This window comes from Glutamicibacter sp. X7 (assembly GCF_054889245.1).
This window is the reverse complement of sequence record NZ_CM142678.1, coordinates 3,344,187-3,362,531: the sequence shown is the minus strand read 5'-3', so window position 1 is coordinate 3,362,531 and position 18,345 is coordinate 3,344,187. Positions and strand designations below refer to the sequence as shown.

The 18,345-nt window shown below is 56.9% G+C and carries 12 protein-coding genes; 4 read left to right on the top strand and 8 right to left on the bottom strand.

From position 1 onward, the window contains the following. Positions 1-337 precede the first annotated feature (337 nt). A complete protein-coding gene (locus ACYU0X_RS15945; RefSeq protein WP_461901678.1) occupies positions 338-6,493 on the top strand; it encodes an SdrD B-like domain-containing protein in 6,156 nt (2,051 codons plus the stop codon). 1,396 nt (positions 6,494-7,889) lie between these two features. Here the strand turns inward: ACYU0X_RS15945 and ACYU0X_RS15940 are convergent. The 3 genes from ACYU0X_RS15940 to ACYU0X_RS15930 form a co-directional block, all read right to left on the bottom strand. After that, on the bottom strand, positions 7,890-8,117 hold the full coding sequence (locus ACYU0X_RS15940; protein WP_418907743.1) for a hypothetical protein: 228 nt from the start codon (positions 8,115-8,117) through the stop codon (positions 7,890-7,892). A gap of 339 nt (positions 8,118-8,456) precedes the next feature. Then, positions 8,457-9,086 (bottom strand): hypothetical protein, encoded by a 630-nt coding sequence (locus ACYU0X_RS15935; RefSeq protein ID WP_418907742.1) that lies wholly within the window; start codon positions 9,084-9,086, stop codon positions 8,457-8,459. Between the two features lie 95 nt (positions 9,087-9,181). Then, entirely contained in the window at positions 9,182-10,369 is a 1,188-nt protein-coding gene (locus tag ACYU0X_RS15930) for a right-handed parallel beta-helix repeat-containing protein (RefSeq protein WP_418907741.1), read from the bottom strand. Between the two features lie 248 nt (positions 10,370-10,617). On the opposite strand from ACYU0X_RS15930, the gene ACYU0X_RS15925 reads away from it, so the two are divergent. After that, on the top strand, positions 10,618-11,787 hold the full coding sequence (locus ACYU0X_RS15925; RefSeq protein WP_418907740.1) for a Dyp-type peroxidase: 1,170 nt from the start codon (positions 10,618-10,620) through the stop codon (positions 11,785-11,787). Between the two features lie 60 nt (positions 11,788-11,847). On the opposite strand, the gene ACYU0X_RS15920 is transcribed toward ACYU0X_RS15925, so the two are convergent. The 5 genes from ACYU0X_RS15920 to ACYU0X_RS15900 all read right to left on the bottom strand — a co-directional run bounded on the left by ACYU0X_RS15920 (position 11,848) and on the right by ACYU0X_RS15900 (position 16,393). Next, complete coding sequence (locus ACYU0X_RS15920; RefSeq protein WP_418907739.1) at positions 11,848-12,945, bottom strand: alkene reductase; 1,098 nt, start codon at positions 12,943-12,945, stop codon at positions 11,848-11,850. A 119-nt stretch (positions 12,946-13,064) separates the two neighbouring features. Further along, entirely contained in the window at positions 13,065-13,736 is a 672-nt protein-coding gene (locus tag ACYU0X_RS15915) for an aspartate/glutamate racemase family protein (protein ID WP_418907738.1), read from the bottom strand. 8 nt (positions 13,737-13,744) lie between these two features. Further along, positions 13,745-13,969 carry an FUSC family protein gene (locus ACYU0X_RS15910; RefSeq protein ID WP_418907737.1) on the bottom strand — a complete coding sequence of 75 codons (225 nt, stop codon included), beginning with the start codon at positions 13,967-13,969 and terminating at the stop codon, positions 13,745-13,747. A 223-nt stretch (positions 13,970-14,192) separates the two neighbouring features. Then, positions 14,193-14,525 carry a hypothetical protein gene (locus ACYU0X_RS15905; RefSeq protein ID WP_418907736.1) on the bottom strand — a complete coding sequence of 111 codons (333 nt, stop codon included), beginning with the start codon at positions 14,523-14,525 and terminating at the stop codon, positions 14,193-14,195. Positions 14,526-14,818: 293 nt separating this feature from the next. Then, positions 14,819-16,393 (bottom strand): PucR family transcriptional regulator ligand-binding domain-containing protein, encoded by a 1,575-nt coding sequence (locus tag ACYU0X_RS15900; RefSeq protein WP_418907735.1) that lies wholly within the window; start codon positions 16,391-16,393, stop codon positions 14,819-14,821. A gap of 98 nt (positions 16,394-16,491) precedes the next feature. On the opposite strand from ACYU0X_RS15900, the gene ACYU0X_RS15895 reads away from it, so the two are divergent. Both ACYU0X_RS15895 and ACYU0X_RS15890 read left to right on the top strand, forming a co-directional pair. Beyond that, on the top strand, positions 16,492-16,620 hold the full coding sequence (locus ACYU0X_RS15895; RefSeq protein ID WP_418907734.1) for a hypothetical protein: 129 nt from the start codon (positions 16,492-16,494) through the stop codon (positions 16,618-16,620). Next, the gene (locus tag ACYU0X_RS15890; protein ID WP_418907733.1) at positions 16,617-18,167 is read left to right on the top strand and encodes a sodium/proline symporter; all 1,551 of its coding nucleotides are present in this window, start codon (positions 16,617-16,619) and stop codon (positions 18,165-18,167) included. Before ACYU0X_RS15895 ends, ACYU0X_RS15890 begins: the two co-directional genes overlap by 4 nt. The last annotated feature ends 178 nt before the right edge of the window (positions 18,168-18,345 follow it).

Below are 18,345 nucleotides of genomic sequence, written 5' to 3'. Positions count from 1 at the left end.
ACCATTTATGTTTTTGGTCAACTCGTAGAATTATGCATCTCCATAACTCTAGGATCGGCTCTGGCTACTGCTGCCGACGGTATAAGGGGGAGCCGTTGAAGTACCTAGCATGCCTTATTTGTGCTGGGTGGAAATAGCCGTCGGGTCATACTCGCATCTTTAGAGATGAAAGGCCCGAGCTCGGAAGGCTGGGTCGTTTGACTCGCCTTCAAGTTTCTCAGAGGAAGGGTACGTATTCGTGGAACGAATAAGATCACGCCCGCGAGCTAGCGGGCTTGGTATTGAACCAAGGAATGCGCGTAAGGGAAGACAAGCACGCGCTGCATCAACAGCCGCCGTGCTCGTCTTGGGATTGTTTGCGAGTAGCTTAGTTCCAGCCGCTGCCAATGCAGCACAGGGACAAATTACCGGTTCTGCTTTCAATGACAGGAACTCCAACGGTCAATACGACGCAGGGGAAAGCGGTCTCGAAGGCGTTCAGGTTACTGCCTTCGGAAGCGAAGGTCAGGAAGCCGGCACGGCAGTTACTTCGGCCGACGGCAACTATGTGCTTGACGTCGATACCGCCGATGATTCGGTTGAGGTTCGCCTAGAATTCTCTACCCCTGATGGATACGCGCCAGCACCAGTTGGAATCGACGGTGCTACCGCAGGTTCCACAGTCCAGTTCGTGGCACCGGGTAAAACCGCAGATGTCGGCTTCGTCATCCCCGGGCAGCCAGCCGATGATAATCCGCCCTTAGTTTGGGCCGAGCAACGGGCACAGGCTACTGAAAACACGACGAACTGGATCGACCCGTCAACCCAGCGCAGCATCGGTTCGATGCTGTATGGCGACCGCGGTGATCAACGTGGCGCAACGACGGAAGCCACCGTGGCGCAGACCGGCGCGATCTGGGGCATCGCGAATCTTGGCGAAAACCACGTTGCCAGCTCCGCGCTGTTCAAGCGCCACGTCATTACCGGCCCAGGCGGCCTTGGCGCAATCTACCTCACTGATACCGCTGCAGACCCGAATGCTTCGGTCTTTGCCACGATCCCAAATGTGGGAACCGATCCGCGTCCTCTTGGGTCGGAAGCGGGGCCAGCGGCCTATGACTGGTTCCATGACATGGCCGCCTGGCCAGAGATCGGCAAGATCGGACTGGGTGGCCTTGCCGCGACTCCTTCATTTGATGCGCTCTACGCGGTTAACTTGAACGATAAGTCGCTGTATCAGGTGCCCGTAGACATGAGTAGCGGAACGCCAGTTGCCGGTGAGCCGGCAGCGATCGCTGACTTGTCCTCTCTTCCCGGAGCCAGTTGCGCTTCGGAGAATGTTAGGCCATTTGGGGTATCTGTCCATGACGGAAGTGTCTGGGTCAGCGGTACCTGCGCTGGACCAACCGAAGCAGACCTGCGTGGATATATTTTCGAGTTGGCGCTGGACGGCACTCTCGTTGGGACCGGCCCCGTTCTTGAAGTACCGATGGACTACGAACGCGGTACTGCGTTCAACGTGGCACCGGACCCCACCGCAAATTGGCACGCGTGGACCGATGACCCGGCAGCTATTTGGCAGGGCTCAACTGAAGAGTGGATCGCTTACCCACAACCACTGGTCTCCGATATCGGATTCGATGAGAACGGGGATCTTACGGTTGCTGTTAAGGACCGGTTCGGTGATCAAGCGGGCTACCAAGCAGGTCACCCGACGGATAACACGGACGATCCCTATTCGTCGGCCACTGCCGGTGAGCTTCTTCGTGCCTGTGCCACCGGCGACGGAAGTTTCGCGCTCGAGTCAAACGCTTCGTGCGGTGGTACCACTGGCGCCTTCCCCAACAACGGTATTGGAGTTGATGGCGGTGAGTACTACGACGACGAGTTCGTAGATGCTAACGGGGTTCGAGCACACGATCAGATCGCTCTCGGTGCTGTATTGCAGATTCCAGGCTTCGTTGATTTCGTCGGTACTGGTTTTGACGTAGGAGACGCAATCTGGACCAACGGTTTCCGTTTCTACGAGAACGCCACCGGTCAGTATGGCGGTAAAGACGGCAATGGTTGGGCGACGATAAATAGTTCCTGGACCCAAGACGGCGGTTTCACCCGCGATGGATCCATGGGTAAGGCTTCAGGGCTGGGAGATCTCGATGCCCTCGTCGCCGATCACGTAGAGGTCGGTAACCGCGTGTGGATCGATACCGATCGCGACGGAGTGCAGGACGCCGACGAGGAATCGGTTTCCGGGGTCGTGGTCACCTTGACCTGCGGCACCACTACGGCCACGACCACGACGAATGAGGACGGCGAATACTACTTCAACGACTCGAATGTCGACGGTGGCTTGGCACAGAATGTTGAGTGTTCCCTGCATTTCGAAACTGCCGGAACCACGGCTGAAGGCTTGGAGCTGACGACCGAACTCGCGGGAGAAAACACTGCAATCGACTCGAACGCAGTGCTCGACGAGCAGGGCGTGCCGACGATTGAATTGGTGACGCCTACAAGCGGTGCGAACCACACCTACGACGCCGGGTTTGTCCCGGCTGCTGAGGTGTGTTCGATTGGTGACTTCGTCTGGGTTGATGAGAATGGCAATGGTGTTCAGGATGAGGGTGAGGCCCCGGTTGAGGGTGTGACCGTTACTCTGCTGAATGCTGATGGCACTCCGGTTGAGGGTGTTGAGCCGTTGACCACTGATGCCAATGGTCTGTATGTGTTCTCGGGTATTGAGTGCGGTACTTATCGTGTTCAGTTCTCGGATCTGCCGGAGGGTAATACGTTCACTGCCCCGAATGCGGGTGAGGATGAGGGTGTTGATTCCGATCCGGTTCCTTCTGAGGATGACCCGACTGTTGGTGTGACTGATGAGTTCACTGTTGGTGGCGAGGTGCCGAACGATCGTACTGATGTGGACGCGGGTATTGTTCCGCCGGCTGCTGAGGTGTGTTCGATTGGTGACTTCGTCTGGGTTGATGAGAATGGCAATGGTGTTCAGGATGAGGGTGAGGCCCCGGTTGAGGGTGTGACCGTTACTCTGCTGAATGCTGATGGCACTCCGGTTGAGGGTGTTGAGCCGTTGACCACTGATGCCAATGGTCTGTATGTGTTCTCGGGTATTGAGTGCGGTACTTATCGTGTTCAGTTCTCGGATCTGCCGGAGGGTAATACGTTCACTGCCCCGAATGCGGGTGAGGATGAGGGTGTTGATTCCGATCCGGTTCCTTCTGAGGATGACCCGACTGTTGGTGTGACTGATGAGTTCACTGTTGGTGGCGAGGTGCCGAACGATCGTACTGATGTGGACGCGGGTATTGTTCCGCCGGCTGCTGAGGTGTGTTCGATTGGTGACTATGTCTGGGTTGATGAGAATGGCAATGGTGTTCAGGATGAGGGTGAGGCCCCGGTTGAGGGTGTGACCGTTACTCTGCTGAATGCTGATGGCACTCCGGTTGAGGGTGTTGAGCCGTTGACCACTGATGCCAATGGTCTGTATGTGTTCTCGGGTATTGAGTGCGGTACTTATCGTGTTCAGTTCTCGGATCTGCCGGAGGGTAATACGTTCACTGCCCCGAATGCGGGTGAGGATGAGGGTGTTGATTCCGATCCGGTTCCTTCTGAGGATGACCCGACTGTTGGTGTGACTGATGAGTTCACTGTTGGTGGCGAGGTGCCGAACGATCGTACTGATGTGGACGCGGGTATTGTTCCGCCGGCTGCTGAGGTGTGTTCGATTGGTGACTATGTCTGGGTTGATGAGAATGGCAATGGTGTTCAGGATGAGGGTGAGGCCCCGGTTGAGGGTGTGACCGTTACTCTGCTGAATGCTGATGGCACTCCGGTTGAGGGTGTTGAGCCGTTGACCACTGATGCCAATGGTCTGTATGTGTTCTCGGGTATTGAGTGCGGTACTTATCGTGTTCAGTTCTCGGATCTGCCGGAGGGTAATACGTTCACTGCCCCGAATGCGGGTGAGGATGAGGGTGTTGATTCCGATCCGGTTCCTTCTGAGGATGACCCGACTGTTGGTGTGACTGATGAGTTCACTGTTGGTGGCGAGGTGCCGAACGATCGTACTGATGTGGACGCGGGTATTGTTCCGCCGGCTGCTGAGGTGTGTTCGATTGGTGACTTCGTCTGGTACGACCTGGACAAGGACGGTATTCAGGATGAAGGTGAAGCTGGCGCTGAAGGCGTCACTGTAACCCTCGTCAACGCTGACGGAGAAACCGTCACCACGGTTGAGACCGATGTCAACGGCAAGTACTTGTTCGCCAACATCGACTGCGGAACCTACACCGTTACGTTCGAACAACCCGAGGGATATAACTTCACTGGTACCAGTGAGGGCGATGACTCAACGATTGATTCGGATCCGAGCGAGGAAGGCATCGTTGAAAATGTGGTTGTCGGAGGCGAAGAGCCCAACGATCGCACAGACATCGACGCAGGCTTGGTTCAGCCAGTAGTTCCAGTTCAGAAGTGCACTATTGGTGACTTCGTATGGTACGACGCCGATAAGGATGGCATCCAAGACGCTGGAGAAGCTGCCGTTCCGGGCGTATCAGTGACCTTGCTAGATGCAGACAGCAACCCGGTCGCCGGTGTTCCGGCACAGATTACTGATGCAGAAGGCAAATACCTGTTCGAGAACCTGGAGTGCGGCACGTACCGAGTACAGTTCGAGAATCTCCCTGAAGGTACCGAGTTCACTACGCAAACTTCTGGCAATGACCCCGCAGTTGATTCAAACCCGAACGAGCAGGGTCTGACGGACCCGGTAACGGTCGGTGGAGAACAGCCTGCTGAGGACCTGACAGTTGATGCCGGTGTAATTGAGACCGAGGTGCTACCGGACCCAGACAAGTGCCGTATCGGTGACTTCGTTTGGTTCGATGTCGATAAGGATGGTACGCAAGGCGCCGATGAGAACGGCGTACCGAACGTGACTGTAACTCTTATTGATGCACAGGGTCAGACGGTCGATACCACCACTACCAATGTCAGTGGCGGGTACGTCTTCGATGAGATCGAATGTGGTACCTACAAGGTTCGATTCAGCGATATACCTGAAGGCACCGAGTTCACCACGCCAAATTCTGGCAATGACTCCACAGTTGATTCAAACCCGAACTCGGATGGACTAACTGACGACATCATTGTCGGCGGCGAAGAGCCGAACGAGGACCTAACAATCGACGCTGGTGTTGTTCCGCAGGCTCCGGTTGAGGTGTGCTCGATTGGTGACTATGTCTGGGTGGATGAGAACAGCAACGGTGTCCAGGACGCTGACGAGGTTGGAGTCGAAGGTGTGACTGTGACCTTGTTGGATGCTGACGGAAACCCAACTGGAGTTGCCCCCGTCGTTACCGATGAGAACGGCATGTATGTGTTCTCGGGTATTGAGTGCGGTACCTATCAGGTGAAGTTCTCTGATCTGCCTGAGGGTTATGTCTTTACGACTCCGGGTGAGGGTGAGGATTCTGCGAAGGATTCGGATCCGAACACTGATGGTGTCGTGGAGAACGTGACTGTTGGTGGCGAGGTGCCGAACGATCGTACTGATGTGGACGCGGGTATTGTTCCGCCGGCTGCTGAGGTGTGTTCGATTGGTGACTATGTCTGGGTTGATGAGAATGGCAATGGTGTTCAGGATGAGGGTGAGGCCCCGGTTGAGGGTGTGACCGTTACTCTGCTGAATGCTGATGGCACTCCGGTTGAGGGTGTTGAGCCGTTGACCACTGATGCCAATGGTCTGTATGTGTTCTCGGGTATTGAGTGCGGTACTTATCGTGTTCAGTTCTCGGATCTGCCTGAGGGTTATGTCTTTACGATGCCGGGTGAGGGTGAGGATTCTGCGAAGGATTCGGATCCGAACGCTGATGGTGTCGTGGAGAACGTGACTGTTGGTGGCGAGGAGCCGAACGATCGTACTGATGTGGATGCTGGTGTTGTTCCACCGGCTCCGGTTGAGGTGTGCTCGATTGGTGACTTCGTCTGGGTTGATGCGAACAACAACGGTGTCCAGGACGCTGACGAGCAGGGTATCAAGGACGTTACTGTCACCCTGATCGATGCGGACGGTAAGGTCATCGCTGAGGTGAAGACCGACGCTGAGGGTAAGTACTCGTTCGACGAGGTTGAGTGCGGCACTTACCAGGTGAAGTTCTCTGACCTGCCTGAGGGTTATGTCTTTACGATGCCGGGTGAGGGTGAGGATTCTGCGAAGGATTCGGATCCGAACGCTGATGGTGTCGTGGAGAACGTGACTGTTGGTGGCGAGGAGCCGAACGATCGCACTGATATCGATGCTGGTGTTTCCAAGCAAGGTACTCCGCAGCCGAAGCCTGAACAGCCGAAGCCGGAACAGCCGAAGCCGGAGACCCCCAAGACGCCGAAGCTTCCTGAAACTGGTGTGACCGCCGGTTTGATAGCTGCAGGTGCGTTGGGTGTTTTGCTTGCCGGTCTCGGCACAATGCTCCTTCGTAGCCGGAGGAAGAACTCCTAAGGAACGTAGACAGCATTGAAAACCTCTACTGGGGGTAGGACCCATCCGGGTCCTACCCCCAGTAGTATAGCCAAAACCTAGTGAGACTAGGCGCTTCGAAAGCAGCCTCGTGACTCCACTTGTCCATCCGGTCAGCCGAGCTGCGGCGCCCTGTCGATAGTATGCACAGGGTCGCTGAATCTAGTCATACTCGTGCTACAGGTTGCGAGTGAGTCAGCTGCACAATTAGTCGCCTGCAACGACCTATTTGAACCTTTGAAAGGAGGCATCTTTTTGGGTACAACGTAGTTCAAACTATGCAGCGAGATGCTTAGACCGGGCCACACAAATTACCTTGTAGTGCCGAGATCAAGTGACAGCTTCTTTGACTTGGAAGTCTGCGCTCGTACCCCCTATGGATCGCTCGCGAAACTATAAGAGTCTGCTCGCATTTGAGCGTTATCGGGTCGAGGAGATACACATTTTCCAGCGAATCAGACCGAGTCTTCATTACTCGCAGCATGTAAACGAACTAGTCAGTTCCGCCCCATGACTGGCGGGCGCAAAGTTTGAAGGAACGGCCCCGGCGGCGTCTAGTCTATGTGCCATTCCTTGCCGATGACTGCGCAGTCTGCCATGCATTGTGCCGCGGGAGCTGGGATGACGAGCCCGGTCTCGTCGCCGCGGACATGGGTTGCAAATTAGTTGCGTACTCAGGCCCGTGTGGTTTTCGGGATCAATGATCATCAACGATTTAATTGCCCAATATTGCCAGTGCCTACGACCGACTTTTTGGGTCGTGGCCGTCTGTGAAGTTAATTGATTGTTCTTCCGCCCCTGTTTGTTGAGCTCTCCTTATTGGCTAAAGTTAGCTGGCCAGAATGGTTCATCCTTAAAGTGTTGACATAAATGCATCATGTGCATAGTTTCTCACCTAATGAAGCAGCGCTGCTTCATAATATTCCGTATTGTTTGTCCGTTCCCCCAAGCGCGGTCGAACAAGGCACACCATGACTCGAGCGGGGAAGTTTACTGTTACCACTGAAGATTGACTTGGTTCGAGTTGGTGTTGTGTGCTCGTGAAAGTCGTTAAGGTTCCCCATAGTCAGTAGGCGACGATAGCGACGGAATGCAGGCTAGAGGCCCGGTGAAATGCTCCCCCAAGTAGCATTTCACCGGGCCTCTGTCGAGAGCGAGAGCGCCTTCGAGTTGTGGCTTTCTCCAGCAGGGTTCCGGGCAGAAAAGACTCACCCAATGCAAAGGCTTGCGATTGTATTTGCAGTTCGGGACCTTCTGTGGGACTGGACTCCTATGGCTTCAAAGTCAGCCTGCCAGGGGAATCCAATAAGACCGCTAGGGAGCCTGAAATGGGAGGGTCAGTGGCTTCTCACTGAAGTAACGCTGTACCCGGATGTGGTCATGAAAGCTTCGCTTTTCCATGGGCAGATGATCGTTTGCTATTGCTTCGGATCTGATACACATACGGCTTTGAGACGCCTGACCACTTTGCAACGGATGCCGCGTCTACGCCTTTGGACAGCGCCATGCAAATGGCGTCGTGGAGATTTTCACGAGCCGCATCGAGGTCGGCTTGCCTATCTTCCACCCTATTTGCGAGCTCGCGGAGTTGTTGCAGTTCGATCATTTATGTCACCGTCCGTATGGTTCAATGGTCTTTGCTCAGCGCTGTAGCACCTGTCAATAACTGCTATGTATAGTGGATAAACGCAGCTAGTTGTCGAATGTGACCGAATATTTGACGGATTTAGGGCAACTGGAGTAGAGGTTGGCCGCAACTCTTAATTGTGACGAGTCCTTACTGTAAAATATGCCCTCAGAATAGCTGTAGTTTTATAGGTTTTTTACTAGACGCTCCTTGAAGTTGGGTGCATCGATAGGGACTGAGCAATTACGCCTGAACGGGATCGCGTGCGAACCAGCCGGAAAAATGGCACGTGCGGATTGCTACTCCCCGGGGCTGCGCCTACTTAGAACTGTTCCCTAGGGCAGGAAGCTCGATGGGAGTTTCCTCGGCGCCTTCGAAGTTGATGACGACAGGATTGCTCGAGTCACCTAGCCGCGCTTCGACCTTCATGAGCCGTGCGTCGGAGGATACAAAGTAAGTGATGTTGTCAGATGGCTTGTGGTTCGTTCCGGGGCCGGTATAGACCGATACTTCTTGCCCCTCGATGACCGTTTGGCCGTGATACTGCGCGCCGTTTTGGCGCAGGAGTAATGCGTTTTCAGGGCGATCTGAAGCCAACTGGAGCAGGAAATTCAATGCCGAGTCGGGTAGTCCGGCATGAGGGTCGAGATCACGCAAGGACCATGCTCTGCTTGCTGGCGGTTGGGTGGGTAGCTCGGTATTCTGCGCCGGAAGCTCAGCAATCTGATTCTCGGTCCAGACGAGCAAGGAATAGGCGTTACCCGCACCGTTGGTGGTCATATTTGCGTAGCCAGTATGTTCAACGAGGTCGACGCGACCTTGCAGCCACGCTTGTCGGCCCTTGTCTGGGAGGGACATTGTGAAACGCGCTATCCCAAGCTCGTAGTTATTCAGGCGCATCACGGAGAGTTGCTCAGCCTGCTCCATGCTGACGATGGACGGTTCCATCTGACCGAATTCTGTTGACGAAGCACTACAGGAACTGACTGCCAGCAGTGCAGCAATCGAAAGGCACGCGGCGAGTGGTTGTAGGCGTCGAGGCATCAGTTACTGCCTTTCCGAACCAGATCTTCAAAGAGGTCCGTGCCCGGAACCTCTAGTGCATCGAGCGAAGGCTCGGTGATCGAATCCCAGGTGAAGGAATCGTCCTGCGGTGCAGTGGGCTGCGCCGGGCCGGGGGCAATTTTTCGGTAGGAGATACCGCGGGGCACCTCGGGCGCGGGGAGAGGCTCTCCGGCCGCCGCAGAACTTCCGGTATTGCAGTCCCATAGCTTCGCTAGATTCTTTGGAGAAGTGCTCAGGGATGCATCGTCTAGACAGTTACCTGAACCCGGTGAGCGCGTCGAGGCGGTATAGGCCAGATCCAAGTGATTATTCTCGAAGTGGTCCTCGCGCACGTGGATGTCGGTTGGCGCTAGGTCCTCGGTGGAGGTGATCTCGATGCCTGCGACCGGATTATCAGTGATGCGGTTTTTCAAGATCTTCACATCGGTAGCTCCCGAAACGCCGATCCCCAGACCATACCCTCCCTCGCCGTGGGCAGGAGTATCGGGATTGTTACTTTGCCCAATGAAATTCCCGGCAACGACGGAGGTTCGCAGAGGGATGAAGGCCTCCTGGTAATCGGACAATAACGTCATCCCAAGGCGGTTACCGGTGAACCTATTATTGATCACGGTCACGGTGTTTGAGGCGTTGGTCTGCTCGTAGCCGACCGCATTCGACTCGGCGACGTTATTCCGCACGAGGACATTACAGGAACTGCACTGTCCCACGTAAAGTCCGGAGTCCGCGCTTCCCGACGCATAATTGTGTTCGAGGATGCCATTCTGCGCGTCAAATGCGTAAACACCGTAAAGCCCATTGTTGTATGCGGAGACGTAACGCACGGCAAAGCCATCAACCGGTGGGAATTTTTCCGGGTCAAGCCTCTGGTAGCCATCACTGCCGCGCGCTAGCCCGCCTTCTTCGGTGGCCATGCCCGTAACCAATACGCCGTTGAGGGTGTAGTTCTTCACCGTCAGGTTTTCGACGCGTACGTGATCACCAGTGACGACAACGCCATTGCTTTTAGCGTCGCCGCCATCGAGAACTACGCTGTTGCGGTCCGTACCCCGAAGAACGATGTCATCGCCGCGCACCACGACGGATTCGTTGTAGGTTCCGGGCGAGATTTCGATGGTGTCACCCGGACGGGCTGCATCGACTGCTTCTTGGATGCTCGATGCCATTGCCGGCACCGAAATCGTCTGTGGGCCACTGGAATTCGGGCGCGGTGTAGGTTCCGTTGCGCTGCAACCCGACAGTACGAGGGATCCACCGACTAGCATGGCTACCAATGTCCGCCGTATTCTCACCTAGGTCTCATCCCATCGTTGTCGTCGGGTAGTGGCCGGAGGGGCTACCGGCTAGTCGAAGTATACGGAGTAACAGTCCCTTGTCCCACGACCATGGCACACGCGAAAACCTGAACAGTCAGATGAGCAAAGAACCAGGAATCAGACCCACACGGCGCCGCTTGTTGACCACCGGCGTCCTGGCCGGAACGTCGGCCGTATCCTTCGCCGTCGGACGAAATCTCGCTGGCTCAAACCAAACGGAAACGGTGTCGCATGTAGCTGCCGGGCCCGAGCGCGTGTCACCATTCGGGGCGCGTCAACCAGGAATTACTTCGCCCTCGCCACGGCAGCAAAATGTCACGGTGAGCATTTTTGATGTTCTCACGATGGCGCAGGTGCCCGAGATTCTGGACAAGTTGGGCAACATCGCGGTCGATGCGATCGAGGGAGGCATGCTGGCTGACACCGAACCGGCCAAGTTGACGCTTACTGTCGGGGTCGGGCCACGGGTGATTCGTGAATTCCTATCCGAAGCTTCTCCGGGTAGCCAAATGCTGCCAGACTTCCAGCGAGAACAGTTCGAGTCGCCGGGGCTGAAACAAGGCGACCTGTTCATTCAGCTTTGTTCTGACGATCAGATGGTCACCTCGCTCGTCCAGGCTCGGGTCGAAGATTACTTGGCGGATAAGAGCGTGAAAAATTGGTCGGCACAGGGGTTTCGCGGCGCACTGGACAATGGAGCGGCGCGGAATTTACTGGGTTTCCACGACGGGGTGAGCGTTCCGCGGGGCGATGCGGAACTCGATGATTTGGTGTGGCTTCAGGAACCCGAACGTCTTCGGGGAGCGACGATCGCGGTGGTGCGTAGAATGCCAATCGATGTGGCCAGATTTGCCGCGCTGACGCTCGAAGAACAGGAGCAGGCTGTTGGCCGTCGGCGTAAGAATGGGGCGCCGCTGTCTGGTGGCTCGCGCGAAGATGATCCGAACCTGCATTCAAAGTCTCCTGCCGGCGAAGTAGATATTCCGTTGGGAGCTCATGTGCGCAGGGCTCATCCCTTACCCAGCGGGGCCAAGGGGTTAATGCTTCGTCGGGGTTACTCGTACTTCAATAGCTCCGACGACCAGGGTCTGCTCTTTATTTCCTTCCAATCCGAACTGCGAACGTTTACTGCGACGCAGCACCGGATGGACGAACTGGATGACCTGATGAACTTCACGAGGACAACGGCGAGTGGAACGTTTCTGATCGGACCTGGACAGACCGAAGAAACGAAACTCGGTGATTTCCTCCGGAGCTCGGCGCCGTAGTGTCGCGTCGATGAACCCAGATGCTCGCCCTATTGCGGGCGAGCATCTGCAGAGATGGTCTTAGTTGAGTTCCGCGAACGTCGGATAGTCGGTATATCCGGCCTGTTCGCCGACGTAGAACGTCGTCGGGTCTGCCGCGTTTTCGGCCAGGTCTTGACTCCAACGATGCACGAGGTCGGGATTCGCGATGGCTGCGCGGCCGACCGCGACCGCATCCGCGGCACCTGACTCGAGCAGGCCGGTGGCCTGCTGGCGTGTGGTCTGTTCACCAAAGCCCGTATTTAGCACCAAGGGCGCTTGGGCAAGACGCCGTATCGTCTGCACGAGTTCCCCGGCAGGATTGGCGCTGAGCACATCGACAAAGGCCAACCCCAGTGGGGCCAGCCCGGCGGCTAGTGCTTCATAGGTAGCTAGTGCATCTGCATCGTCGGTCTCCAGCGCGCCCTGAATATTGTGCTGCGGGGAGAGCCGGATACTGGTGCGCTCGCCGCCGATACGTTCGGCAACGGCACGGGCAACCTCGATGCTCAACTTGGCGCGATTCTGTGGAGAACCGCCATAGGCGTCGGTGCGTTGGTTCGAGGTTGGGGAGGTGAACTGGTGCAGTAGATAACCGTTGGCGCCATGGATCTGCACCCCGTCCATGCCAGCGTCAATCGCGTTTTGTGCTGCCTTCACGAACCCGGCGATTACCTCGGTGATTTCTTCGACCTCCAGCGCATGGGGCACGGGCGCGTCGGCTTTGCCTTCCGGGGTACGGATGGGATCCGGGGCGGCCACAGCACTCGGGGCCACAATCCGACCGGTGCCGGTCAGCAATTCGTGGGAGATACGCCCACCATGCATGATTTGCATGAAGATGCGCCCGCCTGCGGCGTGCACCGCGTCGGTAACCCGACGCCAACCAGCCACATGTTCGTCCGTTTCGATGCCCGGTTGGCCGATCCAGGTGCGCCCTTCTATGGTCGGCCAGGTGCCTTCGGTAACGATAAGGCCCAGTGAGGCGCGCTGAGCGTAGTGCTCGACCATAATATCGGTCGGTACGCCACGTTCGTCGGCGCGTAATCTAGTCAACGGCGCCATGACCAATCGATTGGGAAGTTGCAGCGATCCGAGCGAGATCTCGGAGAAGAGTGACTGCGTGGATGTATCCGTCAAGGCGTTCCTTCCATCGGGTGAGGCGACATCCTGGGTACGTCTGCGCCTCGTGTGCTCCATCAATGGTTACCTTCGGGGCAACGGATAACGGCCGAGGAGTATTCCCCAGCAACATCGCCTCAGCGCTTTTGTGAGCGGAGCAATAGCATGCGTTCGACGCGAGCGATCGCTGCCGGAACCGGCTCGATCAGCTGCACAGTGGTGCTAGTGCGTAGCTGGCGGGCCGTGTCACTCAACGGGCCACCAGCGATGACGACAGCTTCGGCGCCACGAGCGGCTGCGGCACGTGTGGCCTCGCGCAATTGCTCCAGCTGTGCCTGCGGATTTGCTGCGAGAACTAACGGGCCATCCCCGGTCAGGAATACCCCGCGGAAACTATCGGAGCACCCATAGCGCTCAACTTGCTCGGTTAGGGAATCCACAAGGTCAGGAGTCGTGGTGGCCAAAGCGAATGCACGGCCTGCGTGAGCTGCTTCCAAAATGGCGGACTGCCCGATGCCAACCACAGGCAGGTCCAGCGAGTGCTGTAACTGTGCGAGTCCCGGGTCTCCAAAGGCCGCGATGATCAGCGCATCCATCGTCCCTGGCTCGAGTAGATTAACTTGGTCACCGACGGCCGTAGCGGCCGCGGCCAGCGCTACCGGCTCCGTGATCATTGCCGGTCCGCTGTGAACGGTAGCCCCACGGACGGTGATCGGCGGGAAACCACTGCGGTGTCGCATGGCCAGTGTGGTCATCATTGTTGTGGCGCGCGTGTTGGTGTTGGGGTTCAGTAACACTACATTTTTCATTAGCTCGCTCAACAGTCGCCCACCACCAACGCCACAAGGATACCCACAAGCACACCGACCAGATTGCCGATGGCCCGATCCCCAAGCAATTGGAAGTCACCGGTGGGTGCTGGCAGTTTGAGCATCATCTGGATGATCGGCGTGGAATAGCCCATGGCAAGACCGTAATTGCGGACCATGAACAGCTCGGTGGGATACATCAGGGCAATGATCAGCAACGTTTGGACGGGCACTGGCACGCAGACTCTTGTCGAGCTAGATGGCAGCGGGACCGCCGATTGGAGTGAGCCACGGAGATTGGCACAGGATGAGGCGAAGCACTGCCACGGCTCCAAAGGGCTGCCAACCCGGCCGTCTCGTTGACCGTATTTATGAAGTGGAAGACAGGTCAGCGCGCGGCAAAGTTCCCGGGCAAGCTACGTCCGGGAACTAAACCGATAGGGAAAGAAGTGATGCTTAGCTGACCGGGCCACCCTCCGAGTACATCACCGAGTAGTGCGAGATTTGCTTCCCCGACGAGTGCCAGATCGTCACGCTGGTCACTCCTGGGTCGTAGTAGGTAATTTCCGGTCCGTCACCTTGCTGCGCAGAACCCGCCTTTACGCAGACTCCAGTGATCACCATGCCAGCCGGAGCCGTGATGGTGGTTGAAGTGGCACCTCCGGCGCCAAGATGTCCGGTATCCCAGCTTGGACAGACGGCCCCGGCAGGCGGTGCGGCATTGGCTGGGGCTACGGCGCCCAGTACCGAAAGTGCAGCAACGGCGGCCGTGGCTAATAATCGCTTCATTGTTCGCTCCTCGATTGCTAACGAGTGGATGGCCGCGGACCTTGGGTCCGCGGCCGCTGCGTACCGGCTGGCGAAGTCCGGGGGAGCCGGTCTCGAGGCATGGCGCGGGAAGTCCCCGCGCGTTCCTGACCACCACCCAGCACGTGACAGGCGAGCATCGACCTGCGAAGCCCGCGGATGCGCAATGAATTGCTAGAGCTAACCTAGGCAGATGGTCGACTACTCGGCGCGCGTGCCCGGTACTTGAAATGGCTCGATTTCTCGCGAATCCGCTACTCGATTGTGCTCTGAGATCAGGTGCTTTGGCTGTGCCGGTAAATATGTAGCGACAGCGAGAGGATGGTTAGCGCTGTGGAGCTTCCCAAATCCACTTCGAGTAGCTTCTCGAGGTCACCCAAGCGCTGATAAAACACCGAGCGGGAAAGGTGACTGTGTTCTGCGGCTTTCGAACGATTCGTCGGATACGTCAGGTAGGACTCTAAGGCGCGCAGATAATCGTCACGGCGTTCTGGTTTCAGAGCCAAGATCGGCGCGAGGTGGTGTTGTGGCAAGCGCTGGATCGCCGGTTCATGCCGTAACTCGTGAACTAGTAGCGCTAGGGGGTCATCGGCGGCGTGGCGCACATCGCCGGTTCCGGGAAGGTGTAATTCTCGGCCAGCTAGTGCTTGGGCAAGTGAGAGTGAAGCTCGCGGCAGGTCCGTGGCAACCGATCCAATATATAGCGGGAGCAGAAAGTGTTCGCTTGAGGGTACGGGGTGTGCGCTCTCGGGGCTGGAGTAGAGCCCAAAAACTACTCTCGGAGCTCCAGGGGCGATGCCTCCAAGGACTGAGCCACCGGAGCGCCACTGATATTTCAAAGCCTCGAGGGCTTCTTGGGGGTCAGCCGTGGGAGCCAACTGAATTGCGAACCCACGCAGATATCGACCACGGGTGGGGAATCCAGCAGACTCGAATTCGGTTTGCAACCGGTGCATGTCGGGTTCGCGGTGATTGAGTAACCGATCAAGTAGCCGATTGGCCGTTCCGAGCTTCCATAGCAGCGGTCCGGGGCGATAGAGCAAATCGGTGCCCAGCGTCGTGGCTGCCATGGTGAGGACGTGTTGTACCCCAGCGGGGTGGTCAGCATCTTCGGGGGTGAGCAAGGTACCGAAGCGCTTGCCGCGAACTACTACCGGCACTGCATAGCGCGTTGGGTTTCCTTCACGGTGCTGGGCCGCCGAACGGTGTTGCCAACCCTCGAAGAACCCTGGCGGTAGGTCACCGGGGCACGAGTAGTGCACCACGTTGTAACCGGAATCTTCCATGACCACCGTGCGTCCGAGCATGCGTGCGCAGTCCTCCAATACCGACTCGGCCGGGGTACCGACCTGCATCAGCTTGGTGAAGTGGTCATTGACCTCACCGCCGGCTTCGAGCCGTCGGGTTTGCCAAGAAAACAAGTGTTGATGGACGGCCTCGGTAATGTCGACGAATGCCACCGGCCGGTGCATCAGTATGAGTGGCAGTCCGGCGTTTCCACACGCGGTCACCAGATCTACCGGCACTTGTGGCACAGGTTCTCCGAGTTCTAAGACCAGTCCGGGGCAGTGCCTTTCAACCAGTTCGCTAACGAATCGCTCAAAGTCCATGTCCGCTCCCCACGCGATCCCCGTGGTGAGTACTAGTTCGTGACCGCGTAAATGGATTCCTGCGGCAACGGTTTCAAGGACATGGGCCCAGTGGATGGGGCGACGTAGTCCCCGATCATCTGCAAAAACTTGCGGGTTCCCGGCCAGCATGGAGGGAAAGGACAGGAGTTGGGTAATGGTCAGGGGCGAGCCTTCCGGACAATTTGTATGACTTTCCTCGAAATTCAGTCCAAGTGTCACTGTCGGTGCCCTCTCTGTTGTGGAAAACTTGCAGTCAAGCGCAATTGAGTGATCCAGTTCACACAATACATTCTGTATGACTGAGGAGACTAGCTGAGATGTTCGGACTGCCAACGTTTACCACCGTGGTGATTGTCGGGGTGCCCATACTCTGGGTGATCTATACAGGGGTGTTCCTTTGGGTTAGCCGTGGCTGGAAGCGCGAGGATGCCGAGGCCAAGAAATGAGCATTGAGTTGGCGTTCTTGATTGTCTACTTTGCCGCCATGGCGGGTATCGGTGTCTGGGCCATGAAAAAGGGGCGGTCGGATTCCGAGGGGTTCCTCCTCGCCGGCCGAAGTCTCGGCCCCGGTGTCACCGCTCTGCGTCTTCAAAGTTCGTCTATGTCTGGCTACATGTTCATGGGCGCGGGGTCCCTTGGCTACACCCAGGGCTATTTCGGTATGTGGTACGCCCTGGGAGATTTGGGTGGAGGCATCCTGAACTTGTCGGTACTTGGCCGTCGCATGCGCAAGCTATCCCAGATATTGGGGTCCATTACGTCCATTGAGTATTTGGAACACCGCTATCCCTCGAAGTGGATCCGGCTGATTGCCGCACCGGTCGCGCTCTTCTGCATGTTTTTCTATGTCCTCGCCCAGTTCATCGCAGGTGGACGTGGACTCGAAATGGTCACCGGGGTGTCCTTTCCTGTCGCCTTGGCCATCGCAATCGGTGTCATCGTGCTCTACACCTTCCTCGGCGGATACCTGGCGGTGGCCTATACCGACTTCGTGCAAGCCATCATCATGGTCATCGGTATGGTGTGGATCTTGATTGCAACGCTGATCGAGATCGGCGGCTTCACCGCCGGTAACCAGGCCGTCGGCGAAATAAACCCGAATCTGCTGACCATGTGGGGTGCAGATCTAGGGTTCCAAGGACAGTGGGGTGTCATTCTGGGCGCCTTGCTGGTGTTTTCCATTGGGTACATGGGTTGGCCGCACGTGGTTGTAAGCCATATGGCCATGAAGAGACCTTCGGTGGCGCGCACCGCTGGGGCTTATTCGTTGGCTTTCAATCTATTGTTCATCCCGGGGCCGTATCTAGTGGGTCTGTTCGCGCTGATCCTCTTGCCCAACCTCGCAAATCCGGAAACCGCGGTCTTTGCTGTGGCCGATGCGGTTCTGCCTACCTTTGCGGTGGGCATCGTTATGGCTGCAATTATGGCCGCGATTATGTCCACTGCCGACGCGCTACTACTTCAAGCCGGTACTATTGCCAGCCAGGATATTTATGCTCGCTTCATTAACCGGAAAATGACCGATGCGCAGATGGTGAAGGTTTCGCGCATTACCGTTTTGCTCCTGGCGGTGATCGGGTATGCCATCGCTGCATTCGATCCGCCGGCGGTTGCCGAAATTGTTATCTTCTCCACCACTGTGCTTGGAAGTGCCTTCGTGCCCTCCTATGTATGTGCCGTGTGGTGGAAGAAAGCGAATGCTGTAGGAGCGATTAGTTCCATGCTTGCTGGTACGGCAGCATCTGTTGCCTGGCAGCTTTCCGGATTGCCGACCAGTACGGGCATCGACCCCATGGTGGTGGGTATCCTTGCCTCGGTGCTGGGTATGGTGGTGGGCTCACTGCTGACCCAGCGGAGCCATCCCGTGCCCGAACGGATTGCCCGTGCCCTAGATGAGACGGCTAAGGTCGGCCCTATTCCGGCCAAAATGCTCCTTGGGCAGGACGCGTTCTTAGCCGCTCAGGCAGAAGTGGCGGCTCGCCGTGAGGGGTGAAGGGGTCCTTCTGACGGTTGTCGACGCAGACCAAGCCGCAGACTTACTGCGTGTTAAGGAACCGCAACTGCGCATTCATGGAGCTCGTCTACGACATCATCCGTTTGCCGGGTTTGAATACGAGATCCCATACTTAGCTGGCCAGACCAAAAGAGCCTACGCGCTAGTTGACTATTAT

Coding starts and splice junctions, on each gene's coding strand:
- ACYU0X_RS15940 (WP_418907743.1), bottom strand. CDS start 8,117: ATGATCGAACTGCAACAACTCCGCGAGCTCGCAAATAGGGTGGAAGAT.
- ACYU0X_RS15935 (WP_418907742.1), bottom strand. CDS start 9,086: ATGGAACCGTCCATCGTCAGCATGGAGCAGGCTGAGCAACTCTCCGTG.
- ACYU0X_RS15930 (WP_418907741.1), bottom strand. CDS start 10,369: ATGGCATCGAGCATCCAAGAAGCAGTCGATGCAGCCCGTCCGGGTGAC.
- ACYU0X_RS15925 (WP_418907740.1), top strand. CDS start 10,618: ATGAGCAAAGAACCAGGAATCAGACCCACACGGCGCCGCTTGTTGACC.
- ACYU0X_RS15915 (WP_418907738.1), bottom strand. CDS start 13,736: ATGAAAAATGTAGTGTTACTGAACCCCAACACCAACACGCGCGCCACA.
- ACYU0X_RS15905 (WP_418907736.1), bottom strand. CDS start 14,525: ATGAAGCGATTATTAGCCACGGCCGCCGTTGCTGCACTTTCGGTACTG.
- ACYU0X_RS15895 (WP_418907734.1), top strand. CDS start 16,492: ATGTTCGGACTGCCAACGTTTACCACCGTGGTGATTGTCGGGGTGCCC.
- ACYU0X_RS15890 (WP_418907733.1), top strand. CDS start 16,617: ATGAGCATTGAGTTGGCGTTCTTGATTGTCTACTTTGCCGCCATGGCG.